Source organism: uncultured Arcobacter sp., from assembly GCF_937982575.1.
Lineage (GTDB): Bacteria > Campylobacterota > Campylobacteria > Campylobacterales > Arcobacteraceae > Arcobacter.
The window spans coordinates 12,662-28,834 of record NZ_CALJLR010000011.1; the positions used below are offsets into that span (position 1 = coordinate 12,662).

The 16,173-nt window shown below is 32.1% G+C and carries 14 protein-coding genes; 12 read left to right on the forward strand and 2 right to left on the reverse strand.

Features of this window, described 5'->3' with window-relative positions:
- Positions 1 to 106 precede the first annotated feature (106 nt).
- Positions 107 to 1,054 (forward strand): WYL domain-containing protein, encoded by a 948-nt coding sequence (locus tag Q0617_RS08925; protein ID WP_298752590.1) that lies wholly within the window; start codon positions 107 to 109, stop codon positions 1,052 to 1,054.
- Here the strand turns inward: Q0617_RS08925 and Q0617_RS08930 are convergent.
- Complete coding sequence (locus tag Q0617_RS08930; RefSeq protein ID WP_298752591.1) at positions 1,011 to 1,514, reverse strand: hypothetical protein; 504 nt, start codon at positions 1,512 to 1,514, stop codon at positions 1,011 to 1,013. The genes Q0617_RS08925 and Q0617_RS08930 overlap by 44 nt on opposite strands.
- Positions 1,515 to 1,517: 3 nt before the next feature.
- The gene (locus Q0617_RS08935; protein WP_298752594.1) at positions 1,518 to 2,720 is read right to left on the reverse strand and encodes an RtcB family protein; all 1,203 of its coding nucleotides are present in this window, start codon (positions 2,718 to 2,720) and stop codon (positions 1,518 to 1,520) included.
- Between the two features lie 168 nt (positions 2,721 to 2,888).
- Between Q0617_RS08935 and Q0617_RS08940 the strand changes: the two genes are divergently transcribed.
- From Q0617_RS08940 to Q0617_RS08990, 11 genes are all read left to right on the forward strand, one after another.
- The gene (locus tag Q0617_RS08940) at positions 2,889 to 3,524 is read left to right on the forward strand and encodes a DUF6088 family protein (RefSeq protein WP_298752600.1); all 636 of its coding nucleotides are present in this window, start codon (positions 2,889 to 2,891) and stop codon (positions 3,522 to 3,524) included.
- 90 nt (positions 3,525 to 3,614) lie between these two features.
- Positions 3,615 to 3,797 carry a helix-turn-helix domain-containing protein gene (locus tag Q0617_RS08945; protein WP_141050275.1) on the forward strand — a complete coding sequence of 61 codons (183 nt, stop codon included), beginning with the start codon at positions 3,615 to 3,617 and terminating at the stop codon, positions 3,795 to 3,797.
- Between the two features lie 3 nt (positions 3,798 to 3,800).
- Positions 3,801 to 6,524 carry a DEAD/DEAH box helicase family protein gene (locus tag Q0617_RS08950; RefSeq protein WP_298752603.1) on the forward strand — a complete coding sequence of 908 codons (2,724 nt, stop codon included), beginning with the start codon at positions 3,801 to 3,803 and terminating at the stop codon, positions 6,522 to 6,524.
- Entirely contained in the window at positions 6,525 to 8,051 is a 1,527-nt protein-coding gene (locus Q0617_RS08955) for a restriction endonuclease subunit S (protein ID WP_298752606.1), read from the forward strand. It abuts the gene before it with no gap.
- Complete coding sequence (locus Q0617_RS08960) at positions 8,051 to 9,538, forward strand: class I SAM-dependent DNA methyltransferase (protein WP_298752609.1); 1,488 nt, start codon at positions 8,051 to 8,053, stop codon at positions 9,536 to 9,538. Before Q0617_RS08955 ends, Q0617_RS08960 begins: the two co-directional genes overlap by 1 nt.
- Position 9,539: 1 nt before the next feature.
- The gene (locus Q0617_RS08965) at positions 9,540 to 10,433 is read left to right on the forward strand and encodes a hypothetical protein (RefSeq protein ID WP_298752611.1); all 894 of its coding nucleotides are present in this window, start codon (positions 9,540 to 9,542) and stop codon (positions 10,431 to 10,433) included.
- Positions 10,433 to 11,284 carry a toll/interleukin-1 receptor domain-containing protein gene (locus Q0617_RS08970; RefSeq protein WP_298752613.1) on the forward strand — a complete coding sequence of 284 codons (852 nt, stop codon included), beginning with the start codon at positions 10,433 to 10,435 and terminating at the stop codon, positions 11,282 to 11,284. Before Q0617_RS08965 ends, Q0617_RS08970 begins: the two co-directional genes overlap by 1 nt.
- Entirely contained in the window at positions 11,262 to 13,319 is a 2,058-nt protein-coding gene (locus tag Q0617_RS08975; protein ID WP_298752615.1) for a DUF4435 domain-containing protein, read from the forward strand. Before Q0617_RS08970 ends, Q0617_RS08975 begins: the two co-directional genes overlap by 23 nt.
- Positions 13,320 to 13,331: 12 nt before the next feature.
- Positions 13,332 to 14,987, forward strand: a complete 1,656-nt coding sequence (locus Q0617_RS08980; protein WP_298752616.1) for an RNA-binding domain-containing protein — start codon at positions 13,332 to 13,334, stop codon at positions 14,985 to 14,987.
- A gap of 52 nt (positions 14,988 to 15,039) precedes the next feature.
- Positions 15,040 to 15,312, forward strand: coding sequence for a hypothetical protein (locus tag Q0617_RS08985; protein ID WP_298752619.1), 273 nt, complete (start codon positions 15,040 to 15,042; stop codon positions 15,310 to 15,312).
- Positions 15,302 to 16,138: a metallophosphoesterase gene (locus tag Q0617_RS08990; RefSeq protein ID WP_298752621.1), complete on the forward strand. Its 837-nt coding sequence runs from the start codon at positions 15,302 to 15,304 to the stop codon at positions 16,136 to 16,138. The genes Q0617_RS08985 and Q0617_RS08990 overlap by 11 nt, the downstream gene beginning before the upstream one ends.
- The last annotated feature ends 35 nt before the right edge of the window (positions 16,139 to 16,173 follow it).

A 16,173-nucleotide genomic window follows, 5' to 3' on the forward strand; every position in this document is an offset into this window, starting at 1 on the left:
CTAATTTTATTCGTTGTAACTCTTTTTCTTAATGCTTCTTTTTAAACATCAAAATTGTACAATCTATTTTTGACATATACTGTCCGTTTAATAAAAAAGAGGTTTTATGAGTAAAGTATCATCCACATATAGAGTCATAGAGATTTTAAAAGATTTAGAAGATGGCAAACTTTTATGTTTGACCAATTTAGCTTACAAATACGACACAAGTGAACGAAGTATTAGAAGGGATTTTGAGCTTATTCGAGAGATATTTGGTGATGTTTTGATAAGCCCCCAAAAGGGTTGCTATATAATCGTGAGTAAAAGTTTACTTGATAATGTTCTGAATTCTACTGAACTTTATATGCTCAAAAATATCCTCAAACTCTCAGATAAATCAAAACTATCCCTTTCAAAAGATGTGGATGAAAATATCAAAAAAGCGATGCTCAAAGAGGAATCAGACTCCCCATACCTTTTTAAACAAAAGCCTTATGAAGAGATTTATGAAAACAAAGAGAAATTCAAATTTTTAGAACATGCTATAAAGTTTAGAAAAGAGATAAAGTTTCGCTATACCAACTTAGATAAAATCAACTATTTCACACTAAAACCTTATAAAATAGTCTTTTTGAATGAAAATTTTTATTTAGCTTCGGAGATAGAACTCAAACGAAATGGTGTAAATGTTACTATGAGTAGAATTGCTATGATTGATGAGCTTAGTACTACTGGAAATTCATTTTATCATAACCCTGATATTATGAATTTTATCCACTATGTGCAATCTCCTTGGGGAACATATAAGCCAAATTTTAAAGAGCATCTCAAAGAGGTGATCATAGAAGTGCCAAAAGAGCAAGCAAAATATTTCAAACTTAAGAAGTTTTTCCCATCGCAAAAGATTTTAAGGGAAGATGAAAATGGCACGATTCAAATATCTTACACAGTTACAAGTGAAAACGAAGTGGTAGGGCTTATCAAACAGTGGATACCTTATGTTAAAGTGATAAGTCCACAGAGCTTGATCAATCTTTTTGAGAAAGTTGCGAGGGATTTTTATATTCACTAAAATATTTTTCTTTAATTTCATCAATAGTTTTTAAGCCTAAAACAACATGACTTTCAAGATTTTTTGAATAAACATTTTGTAGTTCATCAATCAAAATAGTATTAGCAATATATGGGATAATCATTGTATCATCACGGTATGCAATATTATCAAAATCAAAAATGATGCTCATATTCGCTTTTTGTATATTTTCATAAAAATCAAAACCTTGACTTTTTATTAGTTTTGGCAAAAAAGTATCACTGTAAAAATTGGTACATTTTTTGATAATTTCAACCTCTTCAAAATATGATGGAGTGAACTTTTTTGTTTTCATATCAAGGGTGAATTGAGTTTCTTTAGAGGTCAACATAGCAGTTGTCAAAATATCTTCAAAATAATTGCCCCACCAATTCATAAGACTCATGAATGAATGTTGAAAATTATGAGCGACAGATTTTAAATTTTTTCTTTTTGCCATCTCTTACCCCTTAATATTTAAAATCGGTCTAATATGCTCAACCACATCCACTAAATCTTTTTGTAACTCCATCACTTCAAAAATATTTTTATAAGCCTTTGGTGCTTCATCGATAGTCTCATCACTATGGTTTGTGATGATATTTACCATATCGTTATGAAACTCATCAAGGCTTAGAGTTTTTTTAGCTTGCATTCGTGACAGCACTCTTCCTGCACCATGGGATGAACTACATAGTGAATCTTCACACCCTTTGCCTATCACTACAAAACTTCCATCTTTCATATTCCCTGGTATCACACCATATTCACCAGTTTCGGCTCCTGTAGCACCTTTTCTATGAAGTACAAAACCATCTTCATCTATGATGGCATGATTGTGGTTTTTGTTGATAAAAAGAAGCTCTTTTAGATTGCCTAGGATATTTTTTATTTTTTCTATCATCTTTTTTCTATTTTTGAGTGCGAACTCCAAAGCACAGTTCATATCTTTGATATACTCAAGTCCCTCACTAGAATCAATAGAAAAACCATAATGCCCCTCAAGATTGGTTTTGAGATGTTTTTCTAGCTCTTTTTGGAGAAACTTAGCTTTTGCATCTTCAAACTTTTGTGGATTATGCTCTTTAAAATTGCTATTTTTGACTTCAAACTGATTTCCAAGTTCACTTGTGTCGATACTTTTTGCACAGGCTAATTTCATATAGTGTTCAGCTATGATTTTTCCAAATCCACGGCTCCCTGAGTGTATCACTATCCATAATTTTTTATCACTTCCAACTCCAAGCTCGATAAAGTGATTGCCACCGCCTAAAGTACCAAGTTGAAATTTACCTATACTATCCAGAACAGTTTTAGCAAAGTCAGTACAAGGTGGCAAATCATCACAACTTTGAGCCTCTTGTTGTTTATGATGACCTATTGGGATATCTCGTAAAATTGCTTCTTTTATGGCATGTAAATCCAACTCCTTTGAAGTGATATCAAGTTTTACTGCGCACATCCCACACCCTATGTCATACCCTACATAAGCTGGAAATATCATTTTATCTGATTTGATAACTGCTCCAATTGGAAGAGTATAGCCAGTATGAGCATCTGGCATCAATGCACCTGAAATATTGCAAGGTAAACACATAGCGGTGTTGAACTGCTCTAGTGCTTCATCTTCTAAAATCTCTGCATATATTTTTATTTTTTTCATCATAGTTTTCCAAATAGTAATTTATGATGTGATAGTATCAAAATAAATTGACATATTTTGTCCGTTTTAAAATTGAGTATTTTCAAGATCTTTAATCAAATTAAACATATTGACATTTTTATATATTTTCAGTAAAATTAATTAAATTTATTGAAAATAAAGGAGCAAGAGATGACCAAGCCAATCACTCAAAGAGTAAAATCAAAAATATCTTCATTATCTGATGGTGTGGCTTTTGCTTCAAATAGTTTTTATTTTGTAAATGCTAACAAAAACAGTATAGAAAAAGAGCTTTCAAATCTGACTGCTCAAGGTGTTATTAGAAGATTTAGAAGAGGAATCTACTATAAACCTCAAAAAAGTAGCCTATTTGGTGAAGTTTTACCAAGTCCAAGTTCTATTGCTAAAGCTATTGCAAAATTAAGTGATGCACATATGGTCCCAGATGGTTCTATGGCGCTGCATATGTTAGGATTATCTGACCAAGTTCCTATGAGATATGTCTATCTCAATGACAAACTTCATAAAAGTGAATTTGTAGGGAAAACAGAGATTGTATTTAAAAGAATAAATTCAAAAAAATTAATAGCTAGTGATAAAAAAGCAGGTCTTATTTTAAGTGCTATGGAGTATCTCGGGAATGATGCTTTCGCTGACAAAAAACTTATTTTGGATTTTGCAAAAAGATTAGATAGCGATGATGTAAAAGATTTACAAAATGCTTCAAAAGGGTATCCTTTATGGGTGCAAAATAGAGTGAATAGTATTATTTCAACAATGACAACAGAAAATACTCCTATTAATTAGCGACAAAATTATTCATTACTATTCATCAATACAACTTATACTTAGCCAAATTTGAGTAAAATAAATTATATTTTATTCAAGGTGCTAATCATGGAAGACAAATGGCTTACTGTCAACGAAATATGCGAATACCTTCACACTACAAGAGATACTGTTTATAAATGGATCGAGCAAAAGCAAATGCCTGCAAATAAAGTGGGTAGAAAATGGCTTTTTAGAAAAGATGAAGTTGATGCATGGGTAAAAAGCGGTAAAGCTGCGGATGAGAAGTAACCTATGAGTACAAATGATATAAATCAAAATCCAGAACAACTAGCAAGAGACAATATAGATAAGTTACTTCGAAACGCAGGTTGGGCAATACAAAGTGCCAAAAAAATCAACTGGAATGAATCTCTTGGAATTGCTATAAAAGAGTACCAAACAGATGTTGGTCCAGCTGATTATGTTCTTTTTGTAGATAGAAAGCCAGTTGGAATTGTTGAAGCAAAAAAAGAAGATGTAGGGCAAAATCTCTCAACTGTAGAAGAGCAGTCATCCGGCTATGCCAATGCGAAACTAAAATATCTGGGCAACGATCCACTAAAATTTGTCTATGAAAGCACGGGAGCACTTACTAGATTTACCGACCTAAGCGACCCAAAACCACGAGCCAGAGAAGTATTTAGTTTTCACACTCCAAAAACTTTGCTTTCATGGTCAAAACAAGAGAAAACTCTAAGGGGAAGATTTTTTGATATTCCTGAACTTGAAACAGATGGATTTAGACCTGCACAAATCAAAGCAATAAGAAATCTTGAGAGCTCTTTTAAGCAAAACAAACCAAAAGCACTTATCCAAATGGCAACTGGAGCCGGTAAAACATTTACAGCAGCTTCATTTATCTATAGACTTTTAAAGTTTGCAAAAGCCCATAGGATACTTTTTCTTGTAGATACAAAAAACCTTGGGGAACAAGCAGAACAAGAGTTTATGAAGTTTGTTCCTCAAGATGACAATAGAAAATTTACAGAGCTTTACAATGTTCAAAGACTAAGTTCTGGCTATATAGCAAGTGATGCACAGGTTTGTATCTCCACCATTCAAAGACTTTACTCCATCCTAAAAGGTGAAGAGCTAGACGACAAAGCCGAAGAAGAAAACCCAAATGAATCAAGTTGGAAACCTAAAGAACCACTACCAGTAGTTTACAATGAAAAATACGGCATCGAAACCTTTGACTTTATCGTCATAGATGAGTGCCACCGCTCTATCTACAACCTTTGGCAACAAGTCTTAGACTACTTTGACGCATACCTTGTAGGGCTTACAGCTACACCGGATAAAAGAACATTTGGGTTTTTCAATGAAAATGTCGTGAGTGAATACACCTATGAAGAGTCCGTAGCAGATGGAGTAAATGTACCTTATGATGTCTTTGTAATAGAAACAGAGATAACAAAAAATGGTGCAAAGATAGAGGCAAAAGAGCTAATTGAGAAAAGAGAGAAACTAAGCCGAAGAAAAAGATGGGAGCGAACAGAAGAGGAAGAAATTTACATGGCAAATAAGCTTGATAAAGATGTGGTAAATCCAAGCCAAATTAGAAACATCATCAAAGCATATAAAGAGAACTTGCCAAAAATATTTCCAAACCGTATAGATGAAAACGGCGAAATGGAAGTGCCAAAAACACTCATCTTTGCCAAAACAGACTCCCATGCAGATGACATCATCAAAATAGTTCGTGAAGAGTTTGGAGAGGGAAACGACTTTTGTAAAAAGGTAACATACAAGATAGATGAAGACCCAAAATCGGTAATAAATAAGTTTCGCAACAACTACAACCCTCGAATAGCTGTAACTGTAGATATGATAGCCACAGGAACAGATATAAAACCTCTTGAAGTGTTGCTTTTTATGAGAGATGTTAAAAGTACCAACTATTTCCAACAGATGATAGGAAGAGGAAGCAGAACCATCAACGATGATGACTTGCAACAAGTATCACGAATGGCAAAGGTAAAAACGCACTTTGTAGTGGTAGATGCCATAGGTGCTACAAAGTCCAAAAAAACAGATAGCAGACCACTAGAGAGAAAACCATCCGTACCTATGAAAGACCTCCTTGGAGCAGTTTTAATGGGTGCTACTGATGAAGACCTTTTCACATCTCTAGCAAACAGACTTATAAGACTTGATCGTCAAATAACCGAAGATGAAAAAGAGAAAATAGTAGAGCTAAGCGGTGGCAAAAGTATCAATCACATCATCAAAGACCTGCTTAATGTCTATGACCCAGATGTATTAGAGACTGTACCACAAGAAACGCTTATAAAGGAGGTACAAACCACATTTAACGGAGAGCTAAACGACTACCTTGAAAATGTTAGACGTGTGCATGAACAAATCATCGATGTGGTCAATCTCGATACCGTACTAGTAGCAGACTGGGATAAAGACTCAACCGATAAAGCAAATGAAATCATCACAGAATTTCAAGCATACATACAAGAGCATAAAGATGAGATAACAGCTCTTAAAATTTTCTATAATGAACCACACAGAAGAAGAGAGCTAACCTCAAAGATGGTAAAAGAGTTACTTACAAACATTAAGGCAAATAAACCTCGCCTTGCTCCTAGCATCGTATGGGAAGCGTACAGACAACTAGAAGAGACAAACCCACAAAGCCCAAAAAGTGAGATAATAGCTTTAGTATCGATTCTTAGAAGACTCACAGGGCTAGATAGTAAGCTCACAGGTTATGACCTAACTATAGATAAAAACTTCCAAAAATGGGTCTTTGCAAAACAAGCAGGAAGCTTAAAATATACAGCAGAACAAATGGAGTGGCTACGGATGATAAAAGAGCATATAGCGACAAGCTTACATGTAGAGATTGATGACTTAGACTATACTCCATTTGATGCTCAGGGTGGACGAGGAAAAATGTGGCAACTATTTGGAGATGAGATGAATAAAATTATAGATGAATTAAATGAAGCATTGGCGGCTTAGATGAGACTAGATTGGGTTAATTGTCAATTTAAAGATATTGCGAAAATTAGAAATGGATATGCATTCAAAAGTAAAGATTTTAAAAAAACTAAAGAGCTTGAAAATGATATTCCGTTAATTAAGCAATCTCAACTAAATGGGGATTCTGTTGATTTAGCTAGTGCAGTTTATTTGCCGTATGAATATTTAGAAAAATATAAAAACTATATTTTAAATTACAGTGATGTATTAATAGGAATGTCTGGTTCTATAGGAAAACTGTGCATCTATAATCAAGAATTTCCATCATTACAAAATCAACGTACTGGTAAAATTGAAGAGTTAGCTTCAGGTCAAATAGCTAATAAATTCTTTTGGCTGTATTTGCAGACTGTGGAAGCAAAATTAACTGAGATGTCAAAAGGTGTAGGTGTTCAAAATGTTAGTGGAAAAACTATAGAGGAATTACCATTAAGTTTACCTCCACTTCTTGAACAAAAAGCAATCGTTGCAAAAATAGAGCAACTTTTTTCAGAGCTTGATAATGGAGTGGCAAACCTCAAAACAGCAAAAGCAAAACTTAAAATCTATCGTCAAGCAGTACTTAAAAAAGCTTTTGAGGGAGAGCTGACAAAAGAGTGGAGAGAAAAACAAACCAATCTTCCAACAGCAGATGAACTGTTAGAACAGATAAAAAAAGAGCGAGAAGTTCACTACAAACAACAACTTGAAGAGTGGAAACAAGCTGTAAAAGATTGGGAAGAGAATGGTAAAAATGGTAAAAGACCGACAAAGCCAAGAAGACTAGATGATCCAAAAGAAATTAGTGAAGACGAATTAGAACAGCTTAGCAAATTACCATCTACTATGTCATGGGCAAGATTAGGACAAATATTATGGTCTGTTAAAGATGGACCTCATTATAGTCCGAAATATTCACAAAGTGGTATTCCATTTATATCTGGAGGAAATATAAGACCGAATGGCATAGATTTTGAGAATGTTAAATATATTTCTACTGAATTGCATCAAGAATTATCTAAAAGATGCAAACCTCAGTTAAATGATGTCTTGTATACTAAGGGAGGAACTACTGGTATAGCTAGAGTTAATACGTATGATATTGATTTTAACGTTTGGGTTCATGTTGCAGTTTTAAAAACAATTAATATGATTGAACCATTTTACTTACAACATGCATTAAATGCTCATCATTGCTATAAGCAATCTCAACAATATACACACGGCGTTGGTAATCAAGATTTGGGCTTAACAAGAATGGTTCTAATAACATTGCCAGTTTGTTCAAAAGAAGAACAAAATCAAATAGTCCAAGAAATAGAATCTCGCCTAAGTGTTTGCGATAAGATAGAAGAGACCATCGAAACATCACTAGCCAAATCAGAAGCCTTACGACAAAGTATCCTCAAAAAAGCTTTTGAGGGAAAATTATTAAGTGAACAAGAGCTAGAAAATATCAAAAATCATCCAGAATATGAAAGTGCGGAAACACTATTAGAAAATATTAAAAAAGAGAGAAATAAATAATGAACGAATCAAATAATGCATCAAGCGTAGTAAGTAAAGTTTGGGGATTTGCAAGTATGCTCCGTGATGATGGAGTGGGGTATGGAGATTATCTCGAACAGCTTACCTATTTACTCTTTTTAAAGATGGCAGATGAGTACAGCAAACCACCTTACAATAGAAAGCTAAATATCCCGCAAGGGTACGGATGGGAGAGTTTGACTGAAAAAAGAGGAGCAGAGCTAGAGGTGCATTATAGTGAGCTACTTCGTGAACTCTCAACTGCCAAAGGGATGTTGGGACAGATCTTTACAAAAAGCCAAAACAAAATCCAAGACCCTGCAAAACTCTATAAAATCATAGATATGGTCAACCGTGAAAACTGGTCGATGTTTGGAAGTGATCTTAAAGGAAAAATCTATGAGGGATTACTTGAAAAAAATGCAGAAGATACTAAAAGTGGAGCGGGTCAATACTTCACACCACGGGCTTTAATCCAAGCGATGGTGGAGTGTGTAAGACCAGAACCAAATAAATCTATCACAGACCCAGCATGTGGAACGGGTGGTTTCTTCTTGGCAGCTTATGACTACATAGTAAAAAATCATGATTTAGATAGAGAACAAAAAGAGTTTTTGAAAAATAAAACATTCTATGGAAATGAGATAGTAGCAAATACAAGAAGAATGGCACTTATGAACCTCTTTTTGCACAATATCGGAGAGATAGATGGAGAGAGCTTTATATCGCCAAATGATGCACTGATAGCTGATGAGGGAAAAAGATTTGATTATGTTTTAGCAAATCCACCGTTTGGTAAGAAAAGTTCAATGACTTTTACAAACGAAGAGGGAGATGTAGAGAAAGAGGACTTAGTTTACAATCGTCAAGATTTCTGGGCGACAAGCTCAAACAAACAGCTCAACTTCATGCAACACATCAAAACACTTCTAAAGACCACAGGTCAAGCTGCAGTAGTTCTTCCTGATAATGTTCTCTTTGAAGGTGGTGCAGGAGAGACAGTGCGAAAAGAGCTTATGAAAACTACAGAGCTTCATACCATACTAAGACTTCCTACAGGGATATTTTACAAACAAGGTGTAAAAGCAAATGTACTCTTTTTTGACAATAAACCAGCTAGCAAAGAGCCTTGGACGAAAGAGGTATGGATATACGACTTTAGAACAAATATCCACTTTACACTAAAGAAAAATCCTATGAAGCTTGAAGATTTACAAGAGTTCATCAAATGCTATAACCCAACTAATAGACACAATAGAGAGGAAACTTACAGCGAAGAGAATCCAGAGGGAAGATGGAGAAAATTCAAATATGAAGATATCATCGCAAGAGATAAAACAAGCTTAGATATTTTCTGGCTCAAAGATAAAAGCTTGGCAGATTTAGACAATCTTCCAGATCCAGATATCTTGGCTAATGAGATTATTGATGATTTGGAAGCTGGATTGGAGAGTTTTAGAGAAATTGTTGGTGTGGTTGGGGAGTAAGGTGATAAAGTATAAAAATAGATTATTGGCTTTCTTTGATATTTTAGGATTTAAAGAAGAGCATCTTAGAAAAAAAGACATAGAAACTCTATACTGTGAATATAGTTCTTTTATAGATAAAGCAAAAAAAGCTATATTTGGGGATGTCAAAACAATTTATGGAAAAAACACTGTTTCAAACTTTGATAAGTCAATAATTTTTTCTGATTCAATATTACTAATATCTTATGACATAGAAGATATAAAAAATATCAATAAATTTCTACTGAGCTGTATTACACTTATGCAAGAAGCTATCAAGCATGGTTTTGTTCTAAGAGGAGCGATAGGATATGGAGAAGCAATATATAATGAAGAGAAAAATATTTTTTTAAGTAAAGAATTTGCTGAGCTTTATACACAAGAAGGTAAACAAAATTGGGCTGGTTGTGGAATATTTGTAGATTACCATATAAAAGAAAAAATAAATAATGCAGTTTTTGGAAGCAAACAATTAGGTGGATATAAAATATTTAATGAGTTAACACAAACAATGCTATATGAAAAATATTTTGAGACTGCTGTAAGAGCTTCAAGCCCAATATTAGAGTATGAAATTCCAAATATGGGTGAAACAAGCTTATGTTTAAATTATCTTTTTACAATGGATGAAAATGATATAAATAAACTTTGGCATCTGCTTGAAAATGAACCAAAAGGTAAAAATACTACTACTAAAACATTTTATAATTACATAATGTCCCTAGATGACAATGGGGTAGTTTTTAAAAACTTAGAGCCTATTTTCAAAATTAAAATAATGTTAACACAATCAGGTGCAAAAGTTAAATTTGAGGACAAGTGTGGAAATGGCACTGAGTATCATGGACAAAATATTAGCATAGGATTTATTTGATGACAACGATTAGAGAATATTTTGATACAGATGCAAAAGCATTAAATGCACAAAGTGAATGGGAAGTAAAGAATCAAGATGGCTTAAATAGCGTTATAGTCATAGGAAAAATATCTTATGTTATTGATACAAACATAAAGTACTGGTCTCTGTTTTTTCCACAGGAATCTACAATTGATTATATAAAATATATTCTCAGTCTGAATGATATTTCTCAATGCCATTGGGATGGTGAAATATCTCAGACAATAAGTTATGTGGACAGTCCTGAAGAGTATAGTTTTAAAGATTTTCATTTTACAAAGCAAATTTATATCTATATAGATCAGCTTTTAACAAAAGAACAGATAGATGAAATTCAGAAACATAGTAGATTATTTGGATTTAATACCATAGTAAGAGATAATTACTATTTTCAAGAAAAAGCAAAAAAAGAAATCCCTTTGGCTTTTATATCACATGATTCAAGAGACAAAGATGATTTAGTTAGAGAACTTGCAAAAGAGCTTTATCGTCTAGCTTGTCCTGTTTGGTATGATGAGTATACTTTAAAAGGTGGCGATAATTTAAGAGAGAGCATAGAAAAAGGTATAAAAGAAGCAAAAAAATGTATTCTCATCTTGTCTCCAAACTTTTTAGAAAATGAAAAATGGGCAAAGTCTGAGTTTGAAACTATTTTTGTCAGAGAAATATACAAAAAAGAAGATGTAATTATACCTATTTGGCATAATGTAAGTGAAGATGATATTTATGAGTATTCACCTAAACTATTATCAAAAGTGGGATTAACCACATCTATGGGCATTAAAGAACTAGCAAAAGAAATCATTGAAGCAATTAATAAATGTTGAGAGAAAAGATATGAAACAAGAAGTATTGAACAAAATAAACCAAAGAATAGTGTATATTGAAAAAGTTGAAGAACTTAAAAGCTTTTGGACTACAAATAGTGAATATATAAAAAAAATTACAGCTCATTATTTCTCATTCTCGAATCCTCAAAGTTATTCACAAAACCCAACTCACTGGGATAATCTAGTACAAGATATCATTAAAATTGAAACTAAACAAATTAAACAAAAACTTGAAAATTTAAGTAATGAATTAGAAGATACAACTTTTGTAGAAAAATATATCGAACTATTGAACAGACAACTCTCAATTAATAATCAATTTTCTCATCAATTTCAATCTTTAGAAAGTCTCAATAATTACAACAAAAATTTAGATATACAGAAAATTATATTTAATGAGCAAATAATGAATGTTAATCACAACATTTATAATAATTTTGTACAGTCAATTCAAAGTATAAAACAAAACTTGGATGCGACCAATCAATCATTATCTATTATTAATTTTTTTGATTTATTAAAAAATAGAAATGAAAATTTAGTATTAATAGGAGCTAACGGCTCTGGTAAAAGTACTTTTTCTCGTCAAATAAAAAATAATATAAAAAATCAATTCAGCTCTTTTGTTGCCGTAATACCTGCTCAAAAAACATTTGGAATTCAAAATAACAACAGTATACCTTTAAAAGCACAAGCTTATAATGAATTTTCAAGAAGCCACACACATGATAAACTGTTTAAAGACTATAATGATATGGGATTAGCAAATAGTGAATTTGGACAAATGATAAATTATTTAATTGCTGAACATCAAGAAGTTGCAAATAATACTCATAAAAATCATACTAAAGCTGGATTTGTTAGAAAAAATTCTATATTAGAAGATGTAATAAATATATGGCAATGCATAATATTGCATATTAAATTAGATTATGATGGGCAAGGTAACATCAAAGCAAAATCAGATACTGGGCAAGAGTATGATTTTATGAAATTAAGTGATGGTGAAAAAAATATATTTTATTGTATAGCAAGTGTGCTTTTGGTAGAAAAAGATGGCTATATCATAGTTGATGAGCCAGAAAACCATCTTAATATGGCTATTGTAAATAAGTTATGGGATAAACTGGAAAAAGAAAGAAGTGATTGTCAATTTGTTTACCTTACTCATAATCCAAGTTTTGCAATAGGTAGAACTCAAGCCAAAATACTTTGGATTAAAAAATATACTCCACCATCTAATTGGGAATATGTTGAAATACCAATAGATGATGTGTTACCTCAAGAGTTAATAGTTGAACTTATAGGAAGTAAAAAAAATATTTTATTTTGTGAAGGTAAAAAAGATAGTTATGACTATAAACTCTATTCGATTTTATTTAAAGACTTTACAATTTTACCAACTGGTGGACACCAAAAAGCAATAGATTACTGTAAAGCTTTTAATGAAAATAATTCATTTTTTAATCTTAGAGCAATTGCAATAATCGATAAAGATTTTTATGAAACTGAAGAAATTACTGCATGGAATAGAAATAAAATTTATACGCTTGATGTAATGGAGGTAGAAAATATTCTTTGTGATGATGAATTATTAAAATATATACAATTGAAAGTTCATGCAACGGATGAAGACTATAATTCTGCAAAAGAACAAATTTTTGTAAAAATCCAAGAATCAAAAGATAGACAAGCAATGGAGTATACAAGATTTAAAACAGATAAAATTTTGAATAGTTTAGTTGGTAAATCATCAGACCCTAAAAATCTAAAAGAACAGCTTGAAACCGCAATAGGAGAATTGTCTCCGCAAGAATTTTATAATCAACATATTCAATTATTAGATGCACTGTGCAGTTTAAGTAATTATGATGAAGCATTGAGACATTATAACAACAAGGGAATGTTAAGTTTTGTTGGAGATAGAATTTTAAAGGGCTACAAAGATAGAGTGATTGGATTCATAAAAGAAAGTGAAGAACTTCAAAAAAAATTATTGACAAAATATTTTAACGATATTCCAAAAGAATAAAGGAGCCAAAAAATGATAGATATTAATAAAAAACTCCAACAATTTTTAAGTACAAATGATGAAAATGAGATTTTAGAGTACAAAGAAGCTAAAAATCAGTACGATTTTGACAAAATTGGCAAGTATTTTAGTTCACTTTCAAATGAAGCAAATCTTATAGGCAAAAGTGAAGCATGGCTTGTATTTGGTATCAAAGATGATAAAAGTGTAGTAGGTACGAACTTTAGGACTGATACAAAAGCACTTCATAATCTAAAAGCAGAAGTTGCTAACCATACTACAAATAGAATCACATTTAAAGAGATATACGAAACTGAGCTAGATGGCAAAAGAGTTGTTTTATTTCAAATACCATCAGCTCCACTTGGTCTTCCTATAGCTTGGAAAGGGCACTATTATGGAAGAGATAGCTCGGAGCTTCAACCCCTTAATCTTGAAGAGCTAGAGAGAATTAGAAGTCAAAATAGTGATTTTGATTGGAGTATTCAAATATGTGAAGATGCAACAAATGAGGATCTATCAAGTGAAGCTATACAAAAAGCACGAGAACTTTACGCGATAAAAAATCCAAAACTTGCAGATGAGATAAAAGCTTGGGATGATACTACTTTTTTAAATAAAGCAAAGATAACTATCAAAGATAAAATCACAAACACTGCAATATTGCTTCTTGGTAAAAGTGAATCAGAATATTTGCTATCTCCTGCTGTTGCACAAATTAGCTGGATACTCAAAGATAAAGATAACATCGCAAAAGATTATGAGCACTTCACTTGTCCGTTTATTTTAAGTCTTGAAGCGGTTTATAACAAAATCAGAAATCTGAAATATAGATATATGGATGGAAATTCTTTGTTTCCACAAGAAGTTGAAAGCTACCATCCATTTATCATAAGAGAAGCACTCAACAACTGTATAGCTCATCAAGACTATACAATGGGTGGAAAAATCAATGTAGTAGAGTTTGAAGACAGAAAATTAGTCTTTGCAAACAAAGGGGCATTTATCCCTCAAACTATTGAAAATGTACTAAAAACAGATGCACCTGAAATAAAATATAGAAACAAATTTTTAGCTCAAGCGATGATAAATCTAAATCTTATCGATACCATAGGAAGTGGAATTGTCAAGATGTTTACAATCCAAAGTAAAAAGTACTTTCCACTCCCTGAATATGAGCTTTCAAACGACTCTGTAAAAGTAACTATAGAAGGAAAAGTGCTAGATATGAACTATGCTCTAAAGCTTGCAAGTGTTCCTGATCTTTCCTTGGAAGAGATTATTTTACTTGATAAAGTGCAAAAAGGTCATAGTCTAAGTTCTGATGAAGTTAAAGTTTTAAAAGCAAAAAATCTCATTGAAGGGAAACGACCAAATTTACATATATCATCAAGTGTGGCGAAATATACAAATCAAGAGGATGAGTATATAAAACTTAGAGGAATAGATGATACATATTGCCAAAGTATTATTTTAGAGTATTTGGCAAAATTTAAAAATGCTACAAGAGCAGATTTTGAAAAGATACTTTTAGACAAATTACCTGATGTTTTAGACGAAGAGCAAAAGAAAAACAAAGTAAAAAACAATCTTCAGGCATTAAGAAAAAGCGGTAAAATAGAGCCTGAAGGGCGAACTTGGCATTTGTCTAAAACAAAAAAAGTTTAGATGAAGTTAGACAAACTTTTAGACGAAGCTAGACGAAAAGAGTAAATAAAAAATGCCATTTTCAGATATTAAAGCAATAGTTGGTCAATTTTCAAATTTAGCAAATGAGGCTTTGAAAGTTTATACACCTATTGTAAATGAAATTATAGAAAAGCAAAACCAAGATGAGAATCATATTCAAAGAACTTTAGATTACCTACTGGATTTTTGTTTCGATGAGAAAATGTTAACTTTGTACAGAAGGTTATGCAGATATTATTGGGATATAAATCCACATGCCACAGCAAATTATATAGATTATTACCGAGAAATGTATGATAGTTGATATTTTAAGTGATTTACATCTTGATTTTTATTTCAAACCACACTTAACTACACCAGAAAATGTTTCTTCATTTTTTGAGCCAATTTTTACAAATAACGGCACAAGAACAATCGGTGATATTTTGATCATAGCTGGTGATATTGGGCATTATAATGCTCAAAATATAGAAGTGCTTAAAATATTGCAAAAAAAGTTTTACAACCATATCATCTGCGTACTTGGAAATCATGATTATTATCTTGTAAATGGTGAAGCAAGATATAGTTTTGAAAACAACTCATATAATAGAGTTGAAAATCTAAGAAAGCTTATCAATAAAGAGAAAAATATCTATTGTTTAGATGGTGATATTGTAGAAATCGATGGTATAAAGTTCGGTGGATGTGATAGCTGGTATGATGATAGCTATATGAAGCGATATTTTAAACAGTTTGATACAAATTATATCAACTTACTTTGGAAGGAATATATCAACGATAGTAGGCTTATTTATGGCATCAGTCATTTTGACACCATCTCTAAAATAGAAATCAAAAAATTAGAAAATATCTATCAAAAGTGTGATGTGATGATAACCCATGTCAATCCATCATTTGATGAAGAGCATATTGATAAAAAGTATCACAATAACCAAACAAACACATTTTTTACTTTTGATGGAAGTAAATATTTTCAAAATGGCACTATAAAATATTGGGTATTTGGACATACTCATGATCCAATAGAGTATGAGATAGATAATGTGAAATTTTTATGCAATCCACTTGGTTATCCAAATGAAAGTGGTTATGGTGAAAATATAAAAATGAAAAGCTTTGATATTTAAATTTGAGTTAGTTCAGAAAATTGTATTCAGCCCTC

Excerpts from the sequence above, each read along its gene's own strand:
- Q0617_RS08925 (WP_298752590.1), top strand. The coding sequence starts at position 107 with ATGAGTAAAGTATCATCCACATATAGAGTCATAGAGATTTTAAAAGAT.
- Q0617_RS08930 (WP_298752591.1), bottom strand. The coding sequence starts at position 1,514 with ATGGCAAAAAGAAAAAATTTAAAATCTGTCGCTCATAATTTTCAACAT.
- Q0617_RS08935 (WP_298752594.1), bottom strand. The coding sequence starts at position 2,720 with ATGATGAAAAAAATAAAAATATATGCAGAGATTTTAGAAGATGAAGCA.
- Q0617_RS08940 (WP_298752600.1), top strand. The coding sequence starts at position 2,889 with ATGACCAAGCCAATCACTCAAAGAGTAAAATCAAAAATATCTTCATTA.
- Q0617_RS08945 (WP_141050275.1), top strand. The coding sequence starts at position 3,615 with ATGGAAGACAAATGGCTTACTGTCAACGAAATATGCGAATACCTTCAC.
- Q0617_RS08950 (WP_298752603.1), top strand. The coding sequence starts at position 3,801 with ATGAGTACAAATGATATAAATCAAAATCCAGAACAACTAGCAAGAGAC.
- Q0617_RS08955 (WP_298752606.1), top strand. The coding sequence starts at position 6,525 with ATGAGACTAGATTGGGTTAATTGTCAATTTAAAGATATTGCGAAAATT.
- Q0617_RS08960 (WP_298752609.1), top strand. The coding sequence starts at position 8,051 with ATGAACGAATCAAATAATGCATCAAGCGTAGTAAGTAAAGTTTGGGGA.
- Q0617_RS08970 (WP_298752613.1), top strand. The coding sequence starts at position 10,433 with ATGACAACGATTAGAGAATATTTTGATACAGATGCAAAAGCATTAAAT.
- Q0617_RS08980 (WP_298752616.1), top strand. The coding sequence starts at position 13,332 with ATGATAGATATTAATAAAAAACTCCAACAATTTTTAAGTACAAATGAT.
- Q0617_RS08985 (WP_298752619.1), top strand. The coding sequence starts at position 15,040 with ATGCCATTTTCAGATATTAAAGCAATAGTTGGTCAATTTTCAAATTTA.
- Q0617_RS08990 (WP_298752621.1), top strand. The coding sequence starts at position 15,302 with ATGATAGTTGATATTTTAAGTGATTTACATCTTGATTTTTATTTCAAA.